Annotated in this window: 17 protein-coding genes; 13 read left to right on the top strand and 4 right to left on the bottom strand. The window is 62.9% G+C overall.

All coding sequences use genetic code 11. The features are described from left to right. The first annotated feature begins 1 nt into the window (after window position 1). Genes gpt through trpE form a run of 4 tightly spaced genes read left to right on the top strand, consistent with a single transcriptional unit; the run spans window position 2 to window position 5,172 of the window. Complete coding sequence (gpt, locus tag Q1A06_RS02110) at window positions 2–535, top strand: xanthine phosphoribosyltransferase (RefSeq protein ID WP_299558168.1); 534 nt, start codon at window positions 2–4, stop codon at window positions 533–535. Between the two features lie 31 nt (window positions 536–566). Continuing rightward, on the top strand, window positions 567–1,784 hold the full coding sequence (locus tag Q1A06_RS02105) for an aminotransferase (RefSeq protein WP_299558166.1): 1,218 nt from the start codon (window positions 567–569) through the stop codon (window positions 1,782–1,784). Between the two features lie 33 nt (window positions 1,785–1,817). Continuing rightward, window positions 1,818–3,659 carry a peptidylprolyl isomerase gene (locus tag Q1A06_RS02100; protein ID WP_299558164.1) on the top strand — a complete coding sequence of 614 codons (1,842 nt, stop codon included), beginning with the start codon at window positions 1,818–1,820 and terminating at the stop codon, window positions 3,657–3,659. Window position 3,660: 1 nt separating this feature from the next. Further along, window positions 3,661–5,172, top strand: a complete 1,512-nt coding sequence (trpE, locus tag Q1A06_RS02095; protein ID WP_299558162.1) for an anthranilate synthase component I — start codon at window positions 3,661–3,663, stop codon at window positions 5,170–5,172. Window positions 5,173–5,175: 3 nt separating this feature from the next. Here the strand turns inward: trpE and Q1A06_RS02090 are convergent, their stop codons facing one another. The 3 genes from Q1A06_RS02090 to Q1A06_RS02080 form a co-directional block, all read right to left on the bottom strand. Then, window positions 5,176–6,075, bottom strand: coding sequence for an MBL fold metallo-hydrolase (locus Q1A06_RS02090; RefSeq protein WP_299558160.1), 900 nt, complete (start codon window positions 6,073–6,075; stop codon window positions 5,176–5,178). A 112-nt stretch (window positions 6,076–6,187) separates the two neighbouring features. Then, a complete protein-coding gene (locus Q1A06_RS02085; RefSeq protein ID WP_299558158.1) occupies window positions 6,188–6,517 on the bottom strand; it encodes a hypothetical protein in 330 nt (109 codons plus the stop codon). Further along, complete coding sequence (locus Q1A06_RS02080; RefSeq protein ID WP_299558156.1) at window positions 6,445–8,016, bottom strand: divergent polysaccharide deacteylase family protein; 1,572 nt, start codon at window positions 8,014–8,016, stop codon at window positions 6,445–6,447. The genes Q1A06_RS02085 and Q1A06_RS02080 overlap by 73 nt, the downstream gene beginning before the upstream one ends. 180 nt (window positions 8,017–8,196) lie before the next feature. On the opposite strand from Q1A06_RS02080, the gene Q1A06_RS02075 reads away from it, so the two are divergent. The 7 genes from Q1A06_RS02075 (at window position 8,197) to lexA (ending at window position 13,667) form a co-directional block, all read left to right on the top strand. Beyond that, window positions 8,197–8,778: an aminodeoxychorismate/anthranilate synthase component II gene (locus Q1A06_RS02075; RefSeq protein ID WP_299558154.1), complete on the top strand. Its 582-nt coding sequence runs from the start codon at window positions 8,197–8,199 to the stop codon at window positions 8,776–8,778. Further along, on the top strand, window positions 8,775–9,794 hold the full coding sequence (trpD, locus tag Q1A06_RS02070) for an anthranilate phosphoribosyltransferase (RefSeq protein WP_299558152.1): 1,020 nt from the start codon (window positions 8,775–8,777) through the stop codon (window positions 9,792–9,794). The genes Q1A06_RS02075 and trpD overlap by 4 nt, the downstream gene beginning before the upstream one ends. Continuing rightward, complete coding sequence (locus Q1A06_RS02065; RefSeq protein ID WP_299558150.1) at window positions 9,794–10,459, top strand: uracil-DNA glycosylase; 666 nt, start codon at window positions 9,794–9,796, stop codon at window positions 10,457–10,459. The genes trpD and Q1A06_RS02065 overlap by 1 nt, the downstream gene beginning before the upstream one ends. Continuing rightward, window positions 10,456–11,268, top strand: coding sequence for an indole-3-glycerol phosphate synthase TrpC (gene trpC, locus Q1A06_RS02060; RefSeq protein ID WP_299558148.1), 813 nt, complete (start codon window positions 10,456–10,458; stop codon window positions 11,266–11,268). Before Q1A06_RS02065 ends, trpC begins: the two co-directional genes overlap by 4 nt. Beyond that, a complete protein-coding gene (moaC, locus tag Q1A06_RS02055; RefSeq protein WP_299558146.1) occupies window positions 11,268–11,741 on the top strand; it encodes a cyclic pyranopterin monophosphate synthase MoaC in 474 nt (157 codons plus the stop codon). The genes trpC and moaC overlap by 1 nt, the downstream gene beginning before the upstream one ends. Further along, window positions 11,738–12,910, top strand: a complete 1,173-nt coding sequence (glp, locus tag Q1A06_RS02050) for a gephyrin-like molybdotransferase Glp (RefSeq protein ID WP_299558144.1) — start codon at window positions 11,738–11,740, stop codon at window positions 12,908–12,910. The genes moaC and glp overlap by 4 nt, the downstream gene beginning before the upstream one ends. Window positions 12,911–12,974: 64 nt before the next feature. After that, window positions 12,975–13,667, top strand: a complete 693-nt coding sequence (gene lexA, locus Q1A06_RS02045; protein ID WP_299558142.1) for a transcriptional repressor LexA — start codon at window positions 12,975–12,977, stop codon at window positions 13,665–13,667. On the opposite strand, the gene Q1A06_RS02040 is transcribed toward lexA, so the two are convergent. Then, complete coding sequence (locus Q1A06_RS02040) at window positions 13,661–15,706, bottom strand: ComEC/Rec2 family competence protein (protein ID WP_299558140.1); 2,046 nt, start codon at window positions 15,704–15,706, stop codon at window positions 13,661–13,663. The genes lexA and Q1A06_RS02040 overlap by 7 nt on opposite strands. Before the next feature lie 128 nt (window positions 15,707–15,834). On the opposite strand from Q1A06_RS02040, the gene gltX reads away from it, so the two are divergent. Together gltX and gltA are read left to right on the top strand one after the other, a co-directional pair. Next, window positions 15,835–17,235 (top strand): glutamate--tRNA ligase, encoded by a 1,401-nt coding sequence (gltX, locus tag Q1A06_RS02035; protein ID WP_299558138.1) that lies wholly within the window; start codon window positions 15,835–15,837, stop codon window positions 17,233–17,235. A 137-nt stretch (window positions 17,236–17,372) separates the two neighbouring features. Continuing rightward, window positions 17,373–18,668 (top strand): citrate synthase, encoded by a 1,296-nt coding sequence (gene gltA, locus Q1A06_RS02030; protein ID WP_299558136.1) that lies wholly within the window; start codon window positions 17,373–17,375, stop codon window positions 18,666–18,668. Window positions 18,669–18,784: the final 116 nt, after the last annotated feature.

Genomic DNA, 18,784 nt, shown 5'->3' with positions numbered 1-18,784 from the left:
AATGCCCGACATCAAAGACCCCAGCCGCCTGCCCCACGAAAAGGGCTTCCACATCAGCTGGGACCAGATCCACCGCGACAGCCGCGCACTTGCGTGGCGGCTCGACGGCAAAGGTCCCGATGATGGTGCGTGGCGCGCGGTGGTGGCGATCACGCGCGGCGGCATGGCACCGGCGATGATCGTCGCGCGCGAACTTGATATTCGCACGGTCGATACGATCTCGGTGGTGTCCTATCATTCGGGTGGCGGCAAAGCCGACGAACGCCGCGAGGCCCGCGTGCTCAAGTCGCCCGATCCCGAGATCATGGGCGACGGTACCGGCATCCTTGTCGTTGACGATCTGGTGGACAGCGGCAAAACGCTGGAGCTTGTCCGCACCCTGTACCCTCAGGCCCATTTCGCCACCGTCTACGCGAAACCGGAAGGCGAACCGATGGTCGATACCTTCATCACCGGTGTCAGTCAGGACACATGGATCTTCTTCCCGTGGGACATGGCGCTGCAATACGTCGAACCCTACCGCGGCAAGGACTGACGCGGACAAAACACCGAACCGGAGCGACCCTATGCCCCTTCCCCGCACCGCCACCACATTCGCGCCCCCCGTTATGGAAGCGCGCCGCTGGCTTGACGGAGTGGACTTCGCACCCGACCGGCCGCTCATCAATGTGAGCCAGGCCGCACCGGTCGAGCCGCCGCACCCCGATCTGCGTCGCGCCATTGCCGATGCGGCACTGACCGACGACAGCGCGCATTTCTACGGCCCCGTCCTGGGCCTCCTGGATCTTCGAACAGAACTGGCCGCGCGGACGCAACAGATCTACGGCGCTGAAGTCACGGCGGATCAGGTCTGTATCACGTCAGGCTGCAACCAGGCATTCGCCGCGGCCATCGCGACGCTGTGCGCCGAAGACGACGAGGTCATTGTCCCGACGCCTTGGTACTTCAACCACAAGATGTGGCTGGATATGGCGGGTGCGCGGGCAATACCGCTGAAAACCGGCGCCCACATGCTGCCCCGCGTTGCTGACGCCGCTGCGCTCATCACCCCGCGCACCCGCGCGATCGTTCTTGTCACCCCGAACAACCCGACCGGCGCGGAATATCCCGGTACGCTGCTCGATGCGTTCTTTGATCTGGCGCGCGATCACGGCATCGCGCTGATCGTGGACGAGACCTACCGCGACTTCCATGCGGGCACCGGCGCGCCGCACACCCTGTTTCGGCGCCCCGACTGGGACAAGACGCTGATCCATCTCTATTCCTTCTCCAAGGCCTACCGCCTGACGGGCCACCGCGTCGGCGGCCTCGTCTCCTCTTCGGCGCGGCTGGCCGAGGTCGAGAAATTTCTCGATACCGTGGCGATCTGTCCCGCGCAGCTGGGCCAGCACGCCGCACTCTGGGGCATGCGCCATCTCGACCAGTGGCTGGCCGGCGAACGCGACGAGATCCTGCACCGCCGCGCGGCGATCTCCGCAGGCTTTCCCGAACTGGCCGCAAACGGCTGGGAACTTCTCGGGCTTGGTGGTTACTTTGCCTATCTGCGCCATCCTTTCGCTCAGTCGAGCGCCGATCTGGCACCTGCGCTGGTGCGCGCGGCGGGGGTGCTGTGCCTGCCCGGTACGATGTTCTATCCGGCGGGCGATCCTGACGCCCCGGCAGAGTTGCGCATTGCCTTCGCCAATCTGGATGCGACCGGTATCGGCGTGCTTTTCGACAGGCTTGCCGCGCTGGATATGCCGCTGCGCCAAGCACCTCTTGCCCCTGCGACGCACAGCCCTTAGACAGTTGCAAACTTCGCAGGGGGAGCATCAACCGTGGCCAAGAAATCGAGCCTGTCCAAAACGGCAATGTGGATCATCGTGGCGCTGCTTTTCGTGGGACTGGGCGGTTTTGGTGCCGTCAATCTGAACGGCAATCTGCGCACCATCGGGACAGTGGGCGAACTGCCCATCACTGTCGACACATACGCGCGCGAAATGCAGCAAGAGCTGCGCGCCATCGGCCAGCAGACCGGCCGTGCGATGAGTTTTCAGGAGGCGCAGCAGATCGGCCTCGACCGCGCCGTGCTGCAGCGGATCCTGCGTGACCGCGCGCTGGATCACGAGGCTGCTCAGATGGGGCTGTCCATCGGCGACGAAACCCTGCGAGACCGGATCGTCAGCATCCCCACGTTTCAGGGGGTCGATGGCAATTTCGATCGTGACGGATACGCACAGGCGCTGCGTCAGGCCGGGCTGAGTGAAACCGAATTCGAGATTTCGCTGCGCGAGGAGACGGCACGCCAGCTTTTGCAGGGCGCGATCCTGAGCGGCGTCGAGATGCCTGCAAGTTATGCGCAAACATTGGTCGGATACATCGGTGAAACCCGCGATTTCACTTGGACCCTGCTGGAAGAAGAAGATCTTGAAAGCCCCGTCGGCACCCCCGATGCCGGCACGTTGCAAGCCTACTTCGAAGCCAACGCAGACAGCTTCGTACTGCCCGCCAGCAAGGCGATCACCTATGCTTGGCTGAACCCTGCAGATATCATCGACGAGATCGAATTGCCGGAGGCCGACCTGCGCGCGGAATACGAGGCGCGCAGCGCCCAGTACGACCAGCCCGAGCGCCGCCTGATCGAGCGTCTGGTATTCGCTGATCAGGAAGCAGCCGATCAGGCCACCGCGGCGCTCGAAGTGGGCGGCACCACGTTCGAGACGCTGGTGGCGGACCGTGGATTGCAGTTGTCGGACGTGGATATGGGCGACATGGGACGTGCCGAGCTGGGCGCCGCCGGCGAGGCCGTGTTCGCCGCCGATGTCGGTGACATCGTAGGTCCGGCACCCAGCCCGCTTGGGCCTGCCCTCTTTCGCGTCAACGCGATCTTGCCCGCGCAAAACATCAGTTTCGAAGAGGCCGAGCCCGAATTGCGCGACGCCCTCGCCACCGACCGTGCAATCCGGATCGTCGAGAGCCAAGCGGAGGATCTGGACGACCGGCTCGCCGGTGGTGCCACGCTGGAACAGCTTGCGGAAGAGACTAACATGACATTGGGCCAGATCGACTGGACCGAGGACAGCACCGAGGATCTGGCCGCCTATGAAGGCTTCCGCGAGGCAGCCGCTGCAGTGGTTGAGGGCGCCTTCCCTCAGATCCGGCAGCTTGGCGATGGCGGTCTGTTCGCCATGCGCCTCGACGAGGCGCTGCCGGAACGGCCCGCATTGTACGACGAGGTCGCGGGCGATGTTGCGGACCGCTGGCGCGCGGATGAAATCGTGGCCCGCCTCGGCGCCCGCGCGCAAGAAGCGGCAGAAGCCCTCGAAGGCGGCACCACCCTGCCCGAGCTTGGCCTTGATGCCCGCGTCGACACCGGCCAGACCCGCGATGCCTTCATCACCGGCACGCCTGCGGGGTTCATGAGCACGGTATTCGACATGGAGGTAGGCGACGTCGAGATCCTCGAAGGCGAAGAAACGGTGGTTCTGGTCCGGCTCGACGCGGTCAACCCTGCGGAAGAAACGGAAGAGATGAAAAATATCGTCGCGCGTCTGCGCGAGCAGCAAAACCAGGAGCTTTCGCGCAATCTGTTCGAACTCTACGCAAACGACACCCTCGCGCGGGCCGGACAGGCGATAGACCAACGCGCGATCAGCGCCGTCAACGTGAATTTTCAGTAAGATGCCACTCACACCGGATTTCAACAGCTTTTCCGCCGCCTACGACGCCGGCCGGCATCAGGTCGTCTACACCCGTCTTGCCGCCGATCTCGACACACCGGTATCGCTGATGCTCAAACTCGGCGGTGCGGCCGAGAACGCCTTCATGCTCGAATCCGTCACCGGCGGCGAGGTGCGCGGGCGCTACTCGATCATCGGAATGAAGCCGGACCTGATCTGGCGGTGTCGTGGCACCTTCTCCGAGGTGAACCGCGCCGCGCGCTACGATCCCGACGCCTACACTGCGATGACGGGCAACCCGCTCGACGCGCTGCGCGCGCTGATCGCCGAAAGCCGGATTGATCTTCCCGACGATCTGCCGCAATCGGCGGCGGGGCTGTTCGGGTATCTCGGCTACGATATGATCCGATTGGTGGAGCGTCTGCCGAACGTCAATCCAGATCCGCTTGGCCTGCCCGACGCGGTAATGCTTCGACCTTCCGTGATTGCGGTGCTCGACGGCGTCAAGGGCGAGGTCACGGTCGTCTCGCCCGCGTGGGTCAGCGCCGGGCAAAGCGCGCGCGCCGCCTACGCGCAGGCCGCAGAGCGCGTCATGGACGCCGTGCGCGATCTCGAACGCAGCCCCGCAGGCAGCAGCCGCGATCTGGGTGATGCGGCACCGGCACCCGACCCCGTAAGCAATTTCACACGCGAGGGGTACAAAGATGCGATCCTGAAGGCCAAGGAGTACATCAAAGCGGGCGATATATTTCAGGTGGTGCCGAGCCAGCGGTGGTCGCAGCAGTTCAGGCAACCGCCCTTTGCGCTCTACCGCTCCCTGCGCCGCACCAACCCTTCGCCATTCATGTTCTATTTCAACTTCGGCGGTTTTCACGTCGTGGGCGCCAGCCCCGAAATTCTGGTCCGTGTGTTCGGGAACGAGATCACCATCCGTCCGATTGCCGGCACCCGCCCCCGCGGTGCGACGCCCGAAGAGGATCGCGCGCTGGAGGCGGATCTGATGGCAGACGAGAAAGAGCTTGCCGAACACCTGATGCTGTTCGATCTGGGCCGCAACGACGTCGGCCGTGTGGCCAGGATCGGCACCGTGCGCCCCACCGAAGAGTTCATCGTCGAGCGGTATTCCCATGTCATGCACATCGTGTCGAACGTGGTGGGCGAACTGGACGCGGGCAAGGACGCGCTTGATGCGTTCTTTGCCGGGATGCCTGCCGGTACCGTGTCGGGCGCACCCAAAGTCCGCGCGATGGAGATCATCGACGAACTGGAGCCGGAAAAGCGCGGCCTTTACGGCGGCGGGGTCGGCTATTTCTCGGCGGGTGGCGACATGGACATGTGCATCGCGCTGCGTACCGCAGTAATCAAGGACGAAACCCTGTACATTCAGGCCGGTGGCGGCGTTGTCTACGACAGCGATCCGGAGGCGGAGTATATGGAGACGGTCCACAAATCCGGCGCCATACGCCGTGCGGCGGAGGACGCCGCACGGTTCAATGGAAGCGGCAACACCTGAGCGTCAGAACCGGTTAAGCGGAATTTTAAGGTAGCTGTTTCCGTCGTTCTCGGCTTCTGGCAGGCGACCCGCGCGCAGGTTCATCTGAAGGACCTCCAGCATCCTGTCGGGAAGCGAGAGTGTCTCGTCACGCGCCTCGCGCAACGCCACATAGCTTTCTTCGTCGACACCGCCGCCGATGTGCGTGTTGTGGCGACGCTGTTCCCGCACGGTCGATTCCCACTCGGGCATGTTGCGGAAATCGGTGCCGTAATCGTGGCCGATGAACAGTCGCGTATCGGCGTCCAGCGCCAGAATGGCCTGCAACGATGTATAGAGTTCGCGGGCGGATCCACCCGGAAAATCAGCCCGCGAGGTGCCGGCATCGGGTTGCATGAAGGTGTCGTGGACAAATGCGGCATCCGATCCGACGACATAGGTGATGGATCCCAGGGTATGGCCCGGTGAGAGCATCACGCGCACCGGAAGATTGCCGATGCTGAACGTGTCTCCGTCGGCGAACAGATGATCGAAATCACGCGCTGGATCGAAGGCGTCGGGTGTGTTGTAATAATCTCGCCATAACTCCGCGATCTCATTGACTTTCTGCCCTATCGCGTTCGGCTTGCCCAGACGGTCTTTGAGGTATGACGACGCCATCAGGTGATCCGCGTGCGGGTGCGTGTCGAGGATCCACTCGATCTCGACACCCTCCTGTTGGGCGTACCGCAGGATGTCGTCGACAGGCCCCGGGTCCGTTCCCGCAGTCTCCGGCGAATACGGCATCACGATGTCGATCAGGCCCGCCTTACGCGTTTGCGGATCGGTGACTAGATATTGCGCGCTGCCAGTCGCCTGGTCATAGAAGCCGGTCACTTCGGCGGAGCCGTCACCGCGCGACGGGCTGGTTCGGGAAAGTGTCATAGGTCCTCCAATTCCTTCATATGCAAACTATTGAATAATACGAAAAGTACAGACATTGCAACTCGGCAATCCGTTACTGACCTTTTCGGCAATCCGTTACTGACCCTTAAAGTCAGCGACCGTGCGCCGCACGGGCAAACATGTCGAGCGCCCAATCGCTCCGTGCCGCGATTGCAGCCTCATCGGGGGCAATGACCCGCCTGATCTGTTGATCGCCGACCAACACGCAGAGAAGCAGGTCGCGTTGCTGCTGCTCTTCTATCTCCGCCAATGCGCGCGCGACCAGCAGGGCGGTGACGTCGCGGTCCTGCGCGGACAGGGCCGCTCCAAGATTTCCGCTCGCATCTTTTGCCGCGACGCGGTTGAGCGTTACTGCCGCGCCAACAGCGTCGCCGAGATCGGGGCGAGTGCGACGGTACTGGCCCGATCCGCCAGCCCCCACACCAGCAACGCCTCAATGGTCTCTGGACGCAGACGGCCCTGCATGATCACACTGCCCTCCTGCCCCGCCTTGAAGGCGGCCTGATCCAGAAACCGTCGGATGACCCGCGCACCCTGGTCATTGCTGTCGAAATCCCGGAACACGGCGGCGGCGGGAACGCCATTCTTGACCGCGAGCTTGGGCATCGAATCCAGTCCCTTGCTTTGTGCGACAAGGCCAAGCCCCGCGCCTTTGAGGATCGCGGTAACCTGATCGGCCACTTCGCGCGATCCCTGAAGCCCTTCGCCGGTGCCGTCCAGCACGCCCACGATCTGCGGTAGATCGTCAAGTGTGGCCGCAAGGGACACTTCGGCATCGGACGGGCGCGCACCCTGCGGCAGATCCACCATAGCCATCACTTCGAACCCTTCGGCGCGGTAGCGGTCCATCCGCGCGCGGGCATCCGGCAGCGCGGCGTCAACGGCAAAGCTGAGCGGATAGGGAAAGCTGCCAAGCGCGGGAAGTCCGATGCCGCCCGCGTCGAGATCGGTGCCGTCATCGATCAGCAGGATGCTCATGAGGGGTTTGTCGTCTGGGTTATCGAAATCGGCTGCATAGCGGGTAATCGGCTGCTGCATCGCCGGATCGGTCTGCGCAACGGCCTCTTCGGGAATGTCCGGCGCGTTTTGGGTGGCCAGAGTGCTGGCCGGTGTCCCGATGCGCGGGCGACCTGATGATACGGCAGCCCCGGTGCCGGGCGCGGGCAAGATGCGCGGTCTGGCCTGCGCGGCGCTTTCCGTCTCCGCACCGGCACCGTCCGCGCTCTCCAATTCCGGAGTCGGAACTGACGGTTCAGCGGCGACCGGCAGCGTGTCGTTTCGGCCAACGGCAGACGGCGCGGCGTCCGGATTTGCCGCCGAGTCCGGCGAGAGGGTGCCGTCGGGTGCATCATCGGGGATCATCGGTGCAAGCGCCTGCGGATTGGGCAGCACGGGCGCGTCCGCCTCAAGCGTTGCGGCCACGCTTTCGGGCAACGGAAGGGGCGTCCGCAACTGGACCGCCTGCCCGGTTTCAGGTTGCGCCAGCGGTTGGGGTATCTCGGGCGGCAGATCGACGGAATCGACCGGTTCCGGCGCAGCGGGTTCAGTGGTGCGATTGTCACGCTCTGGCATCGGCGCGCTTACCGGGCCAGTCTGCGGGCTCGGGGCGATCATGCTGTCAGGCGCTTGCGAAGAAGTTTGTGGCGCCTGAGCGGCGGCGGGAGGTTCGCTGGGTACGGGCGCGTCCGAGGGTGCGCGCATCGTGATCTGCGGCTGTCGGGTGGGCACTGCCGTATCCCGTGCGCCGCTGACCCGTGCCGCAGGTTGTGGGGCGCCGTCACCGGCCACGGCAATGTCACCGGCATTGCCGATCTCGGGCGCGCGCGCGGGCTCGATCGGGACGAGCACCGAAATGGCACCCGCCACGCCAATGCTGAAAATTGCACCCAATCCGATCCCGCTCAACACACCACGCGCCATAGCCGATGCCACCTTGTCCTGTTTCTTGCCCAATATCCGATGCGCCCGGAATTTTACAGCCCGCTCCCTGCGCCCGTGCCCCTGCCCCTTGACGATTTGCCTCAAGCCTGAACATCTACGCGCACCCCCTATACCGCGTCTGGACGGCGCTTCTCTAGCCCTAATAAGAAGTTTCCCGCCATGCTCCTGCTGATAGATAACTACGACAGCTTCACCTACAATCTCGTGCATTACCTCGGCACCCTCGGCGCGCGGATGGAAATTTGCCGCAATGATACGCTGAGCGTGGCGGACGCGATGGCCAAACGGCCTTCGGGCATTGTCCTGTCACCCGGCCCCTGCGATCCCGCACAGGCGGGGATCTGCCTGGATCTGACCCGTGCGGCGGCGGATGCCGGCATACCGCTGCTGGGGGTCTGCTTGGGCCACCAGACGCTGGGTGAGGCATTCGGCGGCAAGGTCGTGCGTGCGCGCGACATCGTGCACGGTAAGATGGGCGTGATGCATCACACCAACAAAGGACTTTTCAAGGGATTGCCGAACCCGTTTTCCGCCACCCGCTATCATTCGCTGATCGTGGAGCGTGAAAGCCTGCCTGAGTGCCTTGAGATAACCGCAGAGTTGGATGACGGCACCATCATGGGGCTGCAACACCGCGATCTGCCGTTGCACGGCGTTCAGTTCCATCCCGAATCCATAAGGTCCGAGCACGGCCATGCCCTGCTTGATAACTTCCTCAAGGAGGTGAAGATTCCCGCATGAGCGAGCAACTCAAACCCCTCATCGACGCCGCCGCCGACGGCCCGTTGACCCGCGCGCAGGCCGAAGAAGCCTTTCAGATCCTGTTCGAGGGCGAGGCGACACCGAGCCAGATCGGTGGTCTGCTGATGGCGCTGCGCACGCGCGGCGAGACAGTGGACGAATACGCAGCCGCCGCCGCCGTGATGCGCGCCAAATGCCACAAGGTGACCGCTCCGGCGGGTGCGATGGACATTGTAGGAACCGGCGGCGACGGCAAGGGTACGCTCAACATCTCGACCGCAACCGCGTTCGTTGTGGCCGGTGCGGGCGTGGTCGTGGCCAAGCACGGCAACCGCAACCTCAGTTCGAAATCGGGTGCTGCGGACGCGTTGGGGCAGATGGGCCTCAAGACGATGGTCGGCCCGAAAGTGGTGGAAAAGGCGCTCAACGAGGCCGGGATCGGCTTTATGATGGCGCCGATGCACCACCCTGCCATCGCCCATGTGATGCCCACCCGGTCCGAGCTGGGCACCCGCACGATCTTTAATATCCTCGGTCCGCTGACCAATCCCGCCGCGGTCAAACGGCAGTTGACCGGCACATATCGCCGCGATCTGATCCGTCCCATGGCCGAGACGCTCAAGGCGCTGGGGTCAGAGGTGGCGTGGCTGGTGCATGGATCGGACGGTACCGACGAGCTGACCATCACGGGCGTCAGCTGGGTTGCCGCCCTGCGCGCCGATGGCACCATCGACGACGTCGAGATCCACCCGGAGGATGCGGGGCTGCCGGTCCATCCCTTCAAGGACATCATCGGCGGGACACCCGAGGAAAACGCCGTCGCGTTCAATGCGCTGCTCGACGGTGCGCCTTCGGCATACCGCGACGCGGTGTTGCTAAACTCAGCTGCGGCGCTGGTCATAGCGGGCGCGGCGGACGATCTGAGAGCCGGTGCCGAAATGGCGCGTACCAGCATCGATTCCGGGGCCGCGCGCGAAAAGATCAGGACCGTCGCCCGCATCACAAACGCGGGCTGATGCGCTTTGATCTGGCGAAACTGGACGGCTGGGTCGATCTGCCTTTCTTCATCGACACCTTGCCCGCGATCGAGGCGCGGCTGAGCGCGGAGACGCGCCCCGTCCTGCCGCCTGCGCCCCTTGTCTTTCAGGCGCTTGAACGGGTTCATCCCGACAATGTGCGTGTCGTCATCCTCGGCCAGGACCCCTACCACACGCCCGGCAAGGCGCACGGGCTGGCGTTCTCGATCACCGCGGACTTCGGCGGACGACTCGACAGTCTCGGCAACATTTTCAAAGAGTTGTACAACGATCTTGGCGTGGTGCGTACACGCACCCAGCTTGATGATTGGGCGGACCAGGGGGTGTTGTTGCTCAACACCATTCTCACCGTCCCGCAGGGTGCAGCCAAGGGCCACGCGGGGCTGGGATGGGAAGCATTGACCGCCCAGGTGCTGGACCGACTGGCGCCGCGTCCGCGCGCCTATTTGTTGTGGGGCGCACCGGCGCACAAAGCGGCGAGGCACGTCGATCCCGCCGGCAATTTCAAACTCGAAACGGCGCATCCCTCGCCGCTGTCCGCGCATCGCGGCTTCCTTGGCTCAAGGCCTTTCAGCCAGACCAATGCGTGGTTGCGCAGCCGGGGCCTTGGGTCCATAAACTGGGGCGATCCGGAGGCACCATGACCCAAACAATTCTAGAGAAAATCAAAGCGTATAAACTTGAGGAAATCACCGCAGACAAAGCCGCGAAGCCTTTGTCGGACGTGGAAGCGGCGGCATCGCACGCCGCCCCGGTCCGCCCCTTCGCCGATACGCTGTTCGATGCCTCGCGCGAAGGTTATGGACTGATCGCGGAGATCAAAAAGGCCAGCCCATCGAAAGGCTTGATCCGCGCTGATTTCGACCCGGCTACCCTGGCAAAAGCCTACGCCGACGGCGGTGCCACCTGCCTGTCGGTGCTTACCGACACCCCCAGTTTTCAGGGCGCGAACGAATACCTTACCGCCGCTCGTGAGGCTTGCGATCTGCCGATTTTGCGCAAAGATTTCATGTACGATCCCTATCAGGTCGCTCAGGCGCGCAGTCTGGGCGCGGATTGCATTCTGATCATCATGGCCTCGGTCAGCGATGCGCAGGCGTCCGAGCTTGAGGACGCGGCGACCGGATACGGTATGGACGCATTGATCGAAACGCATGATGCGGCGGAGCTTGAACGCGCCCTGCTGCTGAAATCGCGGATGATCGGGATCAACAACCGGAACCTGAATACCTTCGAGACGTCGCTCGACGTGACCCGCAAACTGTCAAAACAGGTTCCCGGGGATCGGCTGATGGTATGTGAAAGCGGCCTGAACAGCCCCGAAGATCTGGCGGAGATGGCACGCTACGGCACGCGCTGCTTCTTGATCGGCGAAAGCCTGATGCGGCAGCCGGATGTAGAGACCGCAACGCGCAGGCTTCTGGCTGACCCGCTGCGTCCCGGAGGCCGGTGATGGCGCTGACCCATTTCGATGGCGAGGGCCACGCGCATATGGTTGACGTCTCGGACAAGGCGGTGACATCGCGTATCGCCACGGCCGAAAGCTGGATCAAGATGCGGCCCGAAACACTTGAAATCATTATCGAAGGCCGCGCGAAAAAGGGTGATGTACTGGGCGTCGCACGGCTTGCCGGTATCATGGCAACGAAACGGACCGCCGATCTGATCCCGCTGTGTCATCCGCTGCCGATCACCAAAGTCGCGGTCGATCTGGTACCCGATACCGACCTGCCCGGCATCCGCATCACTGCGACCGTCAAGACGAATGGCCAGACTGGTGTCGAAATGGAGGCGCTGACGGCTGCGTCCGTCACCGCGTTGACCGTCTACGATATGACGAAGGCAGTGGATAAGAGCATGGAAATCGGCGGCACCCGCGTGATCCTGAAAGATGGCGGGAAATCAGGCCGTTACGAGGCAAAATGATCACGGTCGCGCAGGCACTCGATCAGCTGTTCACCCTGACCCGCGAGATGGACGTGGAAAACGTACCGCTGCGTGCAGCCGCAGGCCGCGTTCTTGCACGACCCGTATCGGCGGCCCGCACGCAGCCCCCTTTTGCCGCCTCTTCGATGGATGGATATGCCCTGCGCCGCGCCGAGGTCGAGCCGGACGCGATGTTCAAGGTGGTGGGCGAAGCGGCTGCGGGTCACGCCTTTGACGGCGATCTCAAAGCCGGTCAGGCCGTGCGCATCTTTACCGGCGCACCGGTGCCGACCGGCGCCGATTGTGTCGTCATACAGGAGGATGTGACCCGACGCGGCGATCTGATCACGCTGGGGCACAAGCTTGAAAGCAAGGACAATATCCGCCCTGCCGGTGCCGATTTTTCCGCAGGCGCACAGATGGCTGCACCACGGCGCCTGCGCCCTGCGGACATCGCCTTGCTCGCCGCGATGAACATCGCCGAGGTGCCGGTGTTTCGCAAACCTCTGGTCGCCATTCTGGCCACCGGGGATGAGTTGGTGCAACCCGGCGAGACGCCCGGCCCAAACCAGATCATCGCGTCGAACACCTATGGCCTTGCCGCACAGCTGGAGACGCTGGGTGCTGTGGCGCGCATGTTGCCCATCGCCCGCGACACTGCCGCATCGCTGCGGCGCAGTTTCGGAATGGCAAGGGGAGCCGACCTCATCGTGACCATCGGCGGCGCGTCCGTGGGCGATCATGACCTGGTGGCACCGGTCGCGGCTGAACTGGGCATGGAACAATCCTTCTACAAGGTCGCAATGCGCCCCGGCAAACCGCTGATGGCGGGACGCTTGAGCGGTACTCCAATGATCGGATTGCCGGGAAACCCCGTGTCCGCACTGGTATGCGGCACGGTTTTCGTCGCACCGATGGTCCGCGCCATGCTGGGTCTCGGCCAGAGCGCTGCACCGCGTCGTACGGTCCCGCTTGGGTGTGATATCGGCCCGAACGGTCCACGCGAGCATTACATGCGGGCACGTATCACCGAAGGCGCGGTATGCCCGGCAAATCGGCAAGACAGCGCGCTTCTGAGCGTGCTTGCAGACGCCGATGTGCTGCTTGTGCGGCCTAAAGATCACCCCGCACAGGCAAAGGGGACGCCAGTCGAGGTAATCGACCTGTAAGCGTTGACACAAACACGGAACATCCCTAGAACAAAACGAGATAAACAGGGACAAGGGACGTGATATGCTGACCAAAAAGCAACTCGATCTACTGGCATTCATCCACAAGCGTGTGCAGCGGGACGGTGTACCGCCAAGCTTCGATGAAATGAAAGTCGCCCTTGATCTGCGGTCAAAATCCGGAATCCACCGCTTGATCACCGCACTTGAAGAGCGGGGGTTCATACGGCGGCTTGCTCACCGTGCGCGCGCGATCGAGGTCGTCAAGCTGCCCGACAGCATGGGCGGGACCGGCTTCACACCCCAGGTCATCGACGGGGATCTGCCCGACGCGCCCCGCCCTGCCCTCGCGCAGCCAGTCACCACGATCGAGGCGACGGAACTGCCCGTGATGGGCAAAATTGCCGCCGGTGTTCCGATCGAGGCGATTAACCAACGATCCCACGGCGTTACTGTGCCCAATGCCATGCTGGCGGGTGCCGGCGCGCATTATGCGCTGGAGGTCCAAGGCGATTCGATGACGGGTGCCGGAATCAATGATGGCGATGTCGTCGTGATCCGCGAATCTGTTGTTGCAGATGACGGGGATATCGTCGTCGCCCTTGTGGACGATCAGGAAGCAACACTGAAGCGTTTCAAGCGGCGCGGTTCGTCCATCGCGCTCGAAGCGGCCAATCCGGCCTATGAGACGCGTGTCTTTCCAGCCGATCAGGTCAAGGTGCAAGGCCGCCTTGTCGGCTTGATACGATCTTATTGAATGATGCGCATCGGTCGCGCGACATCGGGTGGCCAATGCGTCCATAAACGATCCCCCGACCTTCGGCGCGCTGTTTCAAGCAAGGCGGGACCCGTCGGGCCAAAACGGTAGGAGACCGCACCGGTGTAGCGCAGGGTTTGGGGATCGTGCAGAGTACACGGCAACTGCCGTTCTAGCGGTACGGTGCTGATCACGATCTGACCTTCTGTGCAGCCGTTGAACGCAGCGGCCGCGCGCTTTCCCGACAGATGGATGATGCCGCCCACGTTGGCCCAGCGGGTGGCCGCGTGTTCCTGCGGCCCACCGTCCCCGTCATTTTCAAGCCAATTGCGTGCGATGAACCCCGCCGCGCGATCCTTGCTCAGCGCGCGCCCTTGCGGCGTCATGACGCCGACCAATGTGGCACTGTCGGCAATCAGTACATCGGGACGCTGCGTTTGCCCCCAAATCACGAAACCGGCGATGATCGCCATGATCCCTGTCCAACGCAAACGCCCTTGCCACAAGAGCACGAACAGGAATCCGATGGCGATTAACGGCAGTACGGAAGGATCCGGAGCTATGACGTAGGTACGCGCCAGAGGCCAGGAGGCAACCGTGTGCGCCACGCCGAGAATCCAGCGCACTCCGAAGCCCATCGCCCAGAGTCCGAAGGCTTCCATACCGAATGGCGCAAGGACCGCCGCCGCAACGGCGGCCGGGATCACCAGAATCCCCATCAGCGGCACCGAGAGCAGATTGGCGATCAGGCCATACTGCGCAATGGCGTTGAAATGCGCGGCGGCAATGGGCGCGGTGGCGAAACCGGCCACCGCCGAGGAGATCACGACGGCCAGCACCGGACGCAGCCAGTTCGGCCCCAGGGGTATTTCCTGTGTTCGAAAGATGCCGAAAACGGCAACAAGGGCTGTGGTGGCGGCAAAAGACATCTGGAAACCCGGCCCCATCAACGCCTCCGGACGCAGCACCAGTACGATCGTGGCTGCGATCGCCACCGCCCGCAGGCTGATGGCCCGCCTCCCGATCATCAGCGCACACAGCGCCACGGCCACCATCACGAACGCGCGTTGCGTCGCCACATTGCCCCCCGAAAGCGCCAGATATCCAGCCGCGACCACCAGCGCCCCCGCGGCCGCGACCCCGCGCGCCGGAATCCGCAGCGCCACGGGTGGCACAAGCGCAATAACGATACGCAGCGCGGCGAACACCACCCCCGACATCAGCCCCATATGCAGCCCCGAAATTGCCAGAAGATGCGCCAGATTGCTGGCGCGCAGAGCGTCCAGCGCCGCCTGTGATATGGCCGACCGGTCCCCCGTGGTGATCGCCGTAGCGAAGCCGCCCGCGTCGCCGGGCAGCACTGCCTGAATGCGCTCGGAGGCTGCCATGCGCAGCCGAAACACCGCCAGACCCGCCTGTCCATCCGACGCCTCGGCTACCCCCAGCAACGGGGTGCGCGCGTATCCGACGGCACCGAGGCGCACAAACCACGCGTGTCGCTGAAAATCGAATCCCCCCGGCTCGACCGGCCCGGACGGAGGCGACAGATGCCCGGTCAGCATCACCCGCAATCCCGGTGCCGGGATAATGTCGAATGACCTGTCTCCGTGCAGGGATATCCGGACGCGCGCGGGCGTTCTGTTGTGCGGTACGCGGTCCAGCACCACCTCATCCAGCGTCAACCGCAGCGCGTCGGACTGGCTGCGGTCGATTGCGATGATACGTCCCTCGACGGCGCCGTAATACCGGAACTCGAGCACCGGGGCCGCAACGGTATGGGCGCGGAACGCTGCCAGCAGCCCTCCGAGGCATACCAGCATCACGGCCACCATCACGGGCCGCGCGGCTTCTGGCACCGCCCGTGCAAGTGCTGCGGCAAGCAGCGCCGTCGCGAGAACCCCCGCCAGCACCACAAAGGCAGGCTCCAAACCCAGCCGGAAATAGACCCCGATCCCAACCGCAAGACAGACCGGCACCCAGCCGAACAAAGCGCCCCGCTGGGCGCGCATCATCGCGGCGAAACCGCCTGCGGCCTCCATAGCTTGCCCCCGTTCGCTCCACTGGATAAACAGACCGGAAATCTACGCTGCAACGGGTTACCAAAAGGTAAATGTGACCTGATTATTAATGCCGGCGCGGTTTACGAGCTGCCCGAAAGGAATTTGTTATGTGCTCCGAAGTCGTCACACGCTTTGCCCCGTCCCCAACCGGTTTTCTGCATATCGGCGGCGCGCGCACCGCACTGTTCAACTGGCTGTATGCACGCGGACGCGGCGGCAAATTCCTGCTGCGCATCGAAGACACGGATCGGCTTCGCCATACCCCCGAAGCGACAGAGGCGATCCTGCAGGGCCTGCGCTGGCTTGGTCTGGACCATGACGGAGAGGTCATCAGCCAACACGAAATGGCACCGCGCCATGCCGAGGTGGCGCACCGGCTTTTGGAAACAGGCGCCGCGTTCAAGTGCTTTGCGACGTCCGACGAAATCGAGGCCTTCCGCGAGGAAGCCCGCGCGGCAGGACACAGCACGCTCTACCGCTCGCCCTGGCGCGACGCGGATCCAGCAGCCCACCCCGACGCCCCTTTCGTGATCCGGATCAAAGCCCCCGACAGCGGTGAAACGGTGATCCGTGACAGCGTTCAGGGGGATGTGATCATAGACAATGCCCAGCTTGACGACATGGTCCTGCTGCGGTCGGACGGATCGCCGGTCTACATGCTTGCCGTGGTCGTCGACGATCATGACATGGGCGTGACCCACGTGATCCGCGGCGACGACCACCTCAACAACGCCGCCCGCCAGATGATGATCTACCATGGCATGGGCTGGGACGTACCTGTTTGGGCGCATATCCCGCTGATTCATGGGCCGGATGGTAAGAAGCTCAGCAAACGGCACGGCGCACTGGGGGCACAGGAATACCAGGCGATGGGATATCCGGCGGCGGGCATGCGCAACTATCTTGCGCGACTGGGGTGGAGCCATGGCGACGATGAGTTCTTCACCGACGCGCAAGCCAGGGATTGGTTCGATATCGACGGAATCCGCAGAAGCCCCGCGCAGTTCGATTTGAAAAAGCTGGAAAATATCTGCGGACAACATATTGCAGCCGCAGAGGATGCCGCGTTGCGGCAGGAAATTCAGGACTATCTGGCGGTTGCCGGTAAACCTGCGCTGTCGGACGCACAGGCGGCCGGGTTGGAGCGCGCGATGTATTGCCTCAAGGAGCGCGCAAAGACGTTTCCGGAACTCCTTGAAAAGGGTCATTTTATTCTGACATCTCGTCCGATCGAACCCGACGGGAAGGCGGCAAAATCGCTCGATCCGGTATCCCGCCGCATGCTGGAAGAATTGACGCCGCACTTGCAAGATGTTAGCTGGAAACGTGATACACTCGAAGAGGTTCTTAACGATTTCGCCGCCGCGCGTGACACCAAGTTCGGCAAACTGGCTGGACCGCTTCGTGCTGCCCTTGCCGGGCGCGCCGTCACGCCGTCGGTTTTCGATATGATGCTGGTGCTGGGCCGTGACGAAACCCTAGCCCGCCTCGCTGAGGCCGCGTCCTGAGACGACCGTAAATCTGTCATTAGGGATACGATAGATAAGAAATAACCCGCACGCCCCCGATCCGTGCTTATGACTGAGGGGAACGTGTAAAGGGGGTGGATAAAACCGCCTCGAGCCAACCTAGAAGGGAACCATGCATGGCCGATGAGACTAAAACCGCAAAGTTGACGATCGGGGACAAGACTGTTGAGCTTCCGGTTTTCACGCCGACAGCCGGACCCGACGTAATCGACATTCGCAAATTGTATGGCCAGGCAGGGGTATTCACGTACGATCCCGGCTTCACCTCCACTGCGTCATGCGACAGCACGATCACCTTCATCGACGGCGACGAGGGTGTTCTGCTGCACCGTGGCTATCCGATCGGAGAGTTGGCGGAGAAATCGCACTATCTCGAAGTCTGCTATCTGCTACTCTACGGCGAGCTGCCCTCTCCGACCGAGCTGGAGGATTTCGAGGACCGTGTAACGAACCACACCATGCTGCACGAGCAGATGATGAATTTCTTCCGCGGTTTCCGCCGCGACGCGCATCCCATGGCGGTCATGGTCGGTGTGGTCGGGGCAATGTCAGCTTTCTATCATGACAGCACCGACATTAACGACGAATGGCAGCGCGAGGTCGCGTCGATCCGTCTGATCGCCAAGATGCCGACGATTGCCGCGATGGCCTACAAATACACCATCGGTCAGCCTTTCGTATATCCGCGCAACGATCTGGACTATGCGTCGAACTTCCTGCGCATGTGCTTTGCCGTACCGGCCGAGGATTACGTCGTGGATCCGATCCTGAGCCGCGCAATGGACCGGATCTTTACGCTGCACGCCGACCACGAACAGAACGCTTCGACCTCAACGGTACGGTTGGCGTCCTCGTCCGGCGCGAACCCGTTCGCCTGCATCGCCGCCGGCATCGCCTGCCTCTGGGGTCCCGCACACGGTGGTGCAAATCAGGCATGCCTCGAAATGCTCAAGGAGATCGGAACGCCGGACCGCATTCCTGAATATATCGCGCGCGCGAAGGACAAGGACGATCCGTTCCGCCTCATGGGTTTCGGCCACCGGGTCTACAAGAACTTCGATCCGCGGGCGACCGTGATGAAGCAGTCCGCCGATGAGGTTCTTGAACTTCTGGGTGTCGAGAACAACCCCACTTTGCAGGTTGCGAAAGAGCTTGAAAAGCAGGCGTTGGAAGACCCGTATTTTTCGGACAAGAAGCTGTTTCCGAACGTGGATTTCTATTCAGGCATCATTCTCGAGGCGATGGGCTTTCCGACCTCCATGTTCACCCCGATCTTCGCCCTTGCGCGGACCGTCGGCTGGATTTCGCAGTGGAAAGAACAGCTCAACGATCCACAGCTCAAAATCGGTCGCCCGCGCCAGCTCTATCTCGGCGAAACACAGCGGTCCTACACGGATATCGAGAACCGCTGATACCACGCGACAGGTCTGCAATGACAAGCGCCCGGACACCACGTCCGGGCGTTTTGTTTTCTCCCGAAAGGGACGCCGAGGAAATGTGGCAGGGTCTGGGCACCCCTGCGCGAATT

Source organism: uncultured Sulfitobacter sp., from assembly GCF_947497275.1.
GTDB lineage: Bacteria > Pseudomonadota > Alphaproteobacteria > Rhodobacterales > Rhodobacteraceae > Sulfitobacter.
This window is presented reverse-complemented; position numbering and strand designations above follow the sequence as displayed.

What these genes read in the sequence shown, in the direction of transcription:
- gpt (WP_299558168.1), top strand. Translation starts at nt 2, where the DNA reads ATGCCCGACATCAAAGACCCCAGCCGCCTGCCCCACGAAAAGGGCTTC.
- Q1A06_RS02105 (WP_299558166.1), top strand. Translation starts at nt 567, where the DNA reads ATGCCCCTTCCCCGCACCGCCACCACATTCGCGCCCCCCGTTATGGAA.
- trpE (WP_299558162.1), top strand. Translation starts at nt 3,661, where the DNA reads ATGCCACTCACACCGGATTTCAACAGCTTTTCCGCCGCCTACGACGCC.
- Q1A06_RS02090 (WP_299558160.1), bottom strand. Translation starts at nt 6,075, where the DNA reads ATGACACTTTCCCGAACCAGCCCGTCGCGCGGTGACGGCTCCGCCGAA.
- Q1A06_RS02080 (WP_299558156.1), bottom strand. Translation starts at nt 8,016, where the DNA reads ATGGCGCGTGGTGTGTTGAGCGGGATCGGATTGGGTGCAATTTTCAGC.
- Q1A06_RS02075 (WP_299558154.1), top strand. Translation starts at nt 8,197, where the DNA reads ATGCTCCTGCTGATAGATAACTACGACAGCTTCACCTACAATCTCGTG.
- trpD (WP_299558152.1), top strand. Translation starts at nt 8,775, where the DNA reads ATGAGCGAGCAACTCAAACCCCTCATCGACGCCGCCGCCGACGGCCCG.
- Q1A06_RS02065 (WP_299558150.1), top strand. Translation starts at nt 9,794, where the DNA reads ATGCGCTTTGATCTGGCGAAACTGGACGGCTGGGTCGATCTGCCTTTC.
- trpC (WP_299558148.1), top strand. Translation starts at nt 10,456, where the DNA reads ATGACCCAAACAATTCTAGAGAAAATCAAAGCGTATAAACTTGAGGAA.
- moaC (WP_299558146.1), top strand. Translation starts at nt 11,268, where the DNA reads ATGGCGCTGACCCATTTCGATGGCGAGGGCCACGCGCATATGGTTGAC.
- glp (WP_299558144.1), top strand. Translation starts at nt 11,738, where the DNA reads ATGATCACGGTCGCGCAGGCACTCGATCAGCTGTTCACCCTGACCCGC.
- lexA (WP_299558142.1), top strand. Translation starts at nt 12,975, where the DNA reads ATGCTGACCAAAAAGCAACTCGATCTACTGGCATTCATCCACAAGCGT.
- Q1A06_RS02040 (WP_299558140.1), bottom strand. Translation starts at nt 15,706, where the DNA reads ATGGAGGCCGCAGGCGGTTTCGCCGCGATGATGCGCGCCCAGCGGGGC.
- gltX (WP_299558138.1), top strand. Translation starts at nt 15,835, where the DNA reads ATGTGCTCCGAAGTCGTCACACGCTTTGCCCCGTCCCCAACCGGTTTT.
- gltA (WP_299558136.1), top strand. Translation starts at nt 17,373, where the DNA reads ATGGCCGATGAGACTAAAACCGCAAAGTTGACGATCGGGGACAAGACT.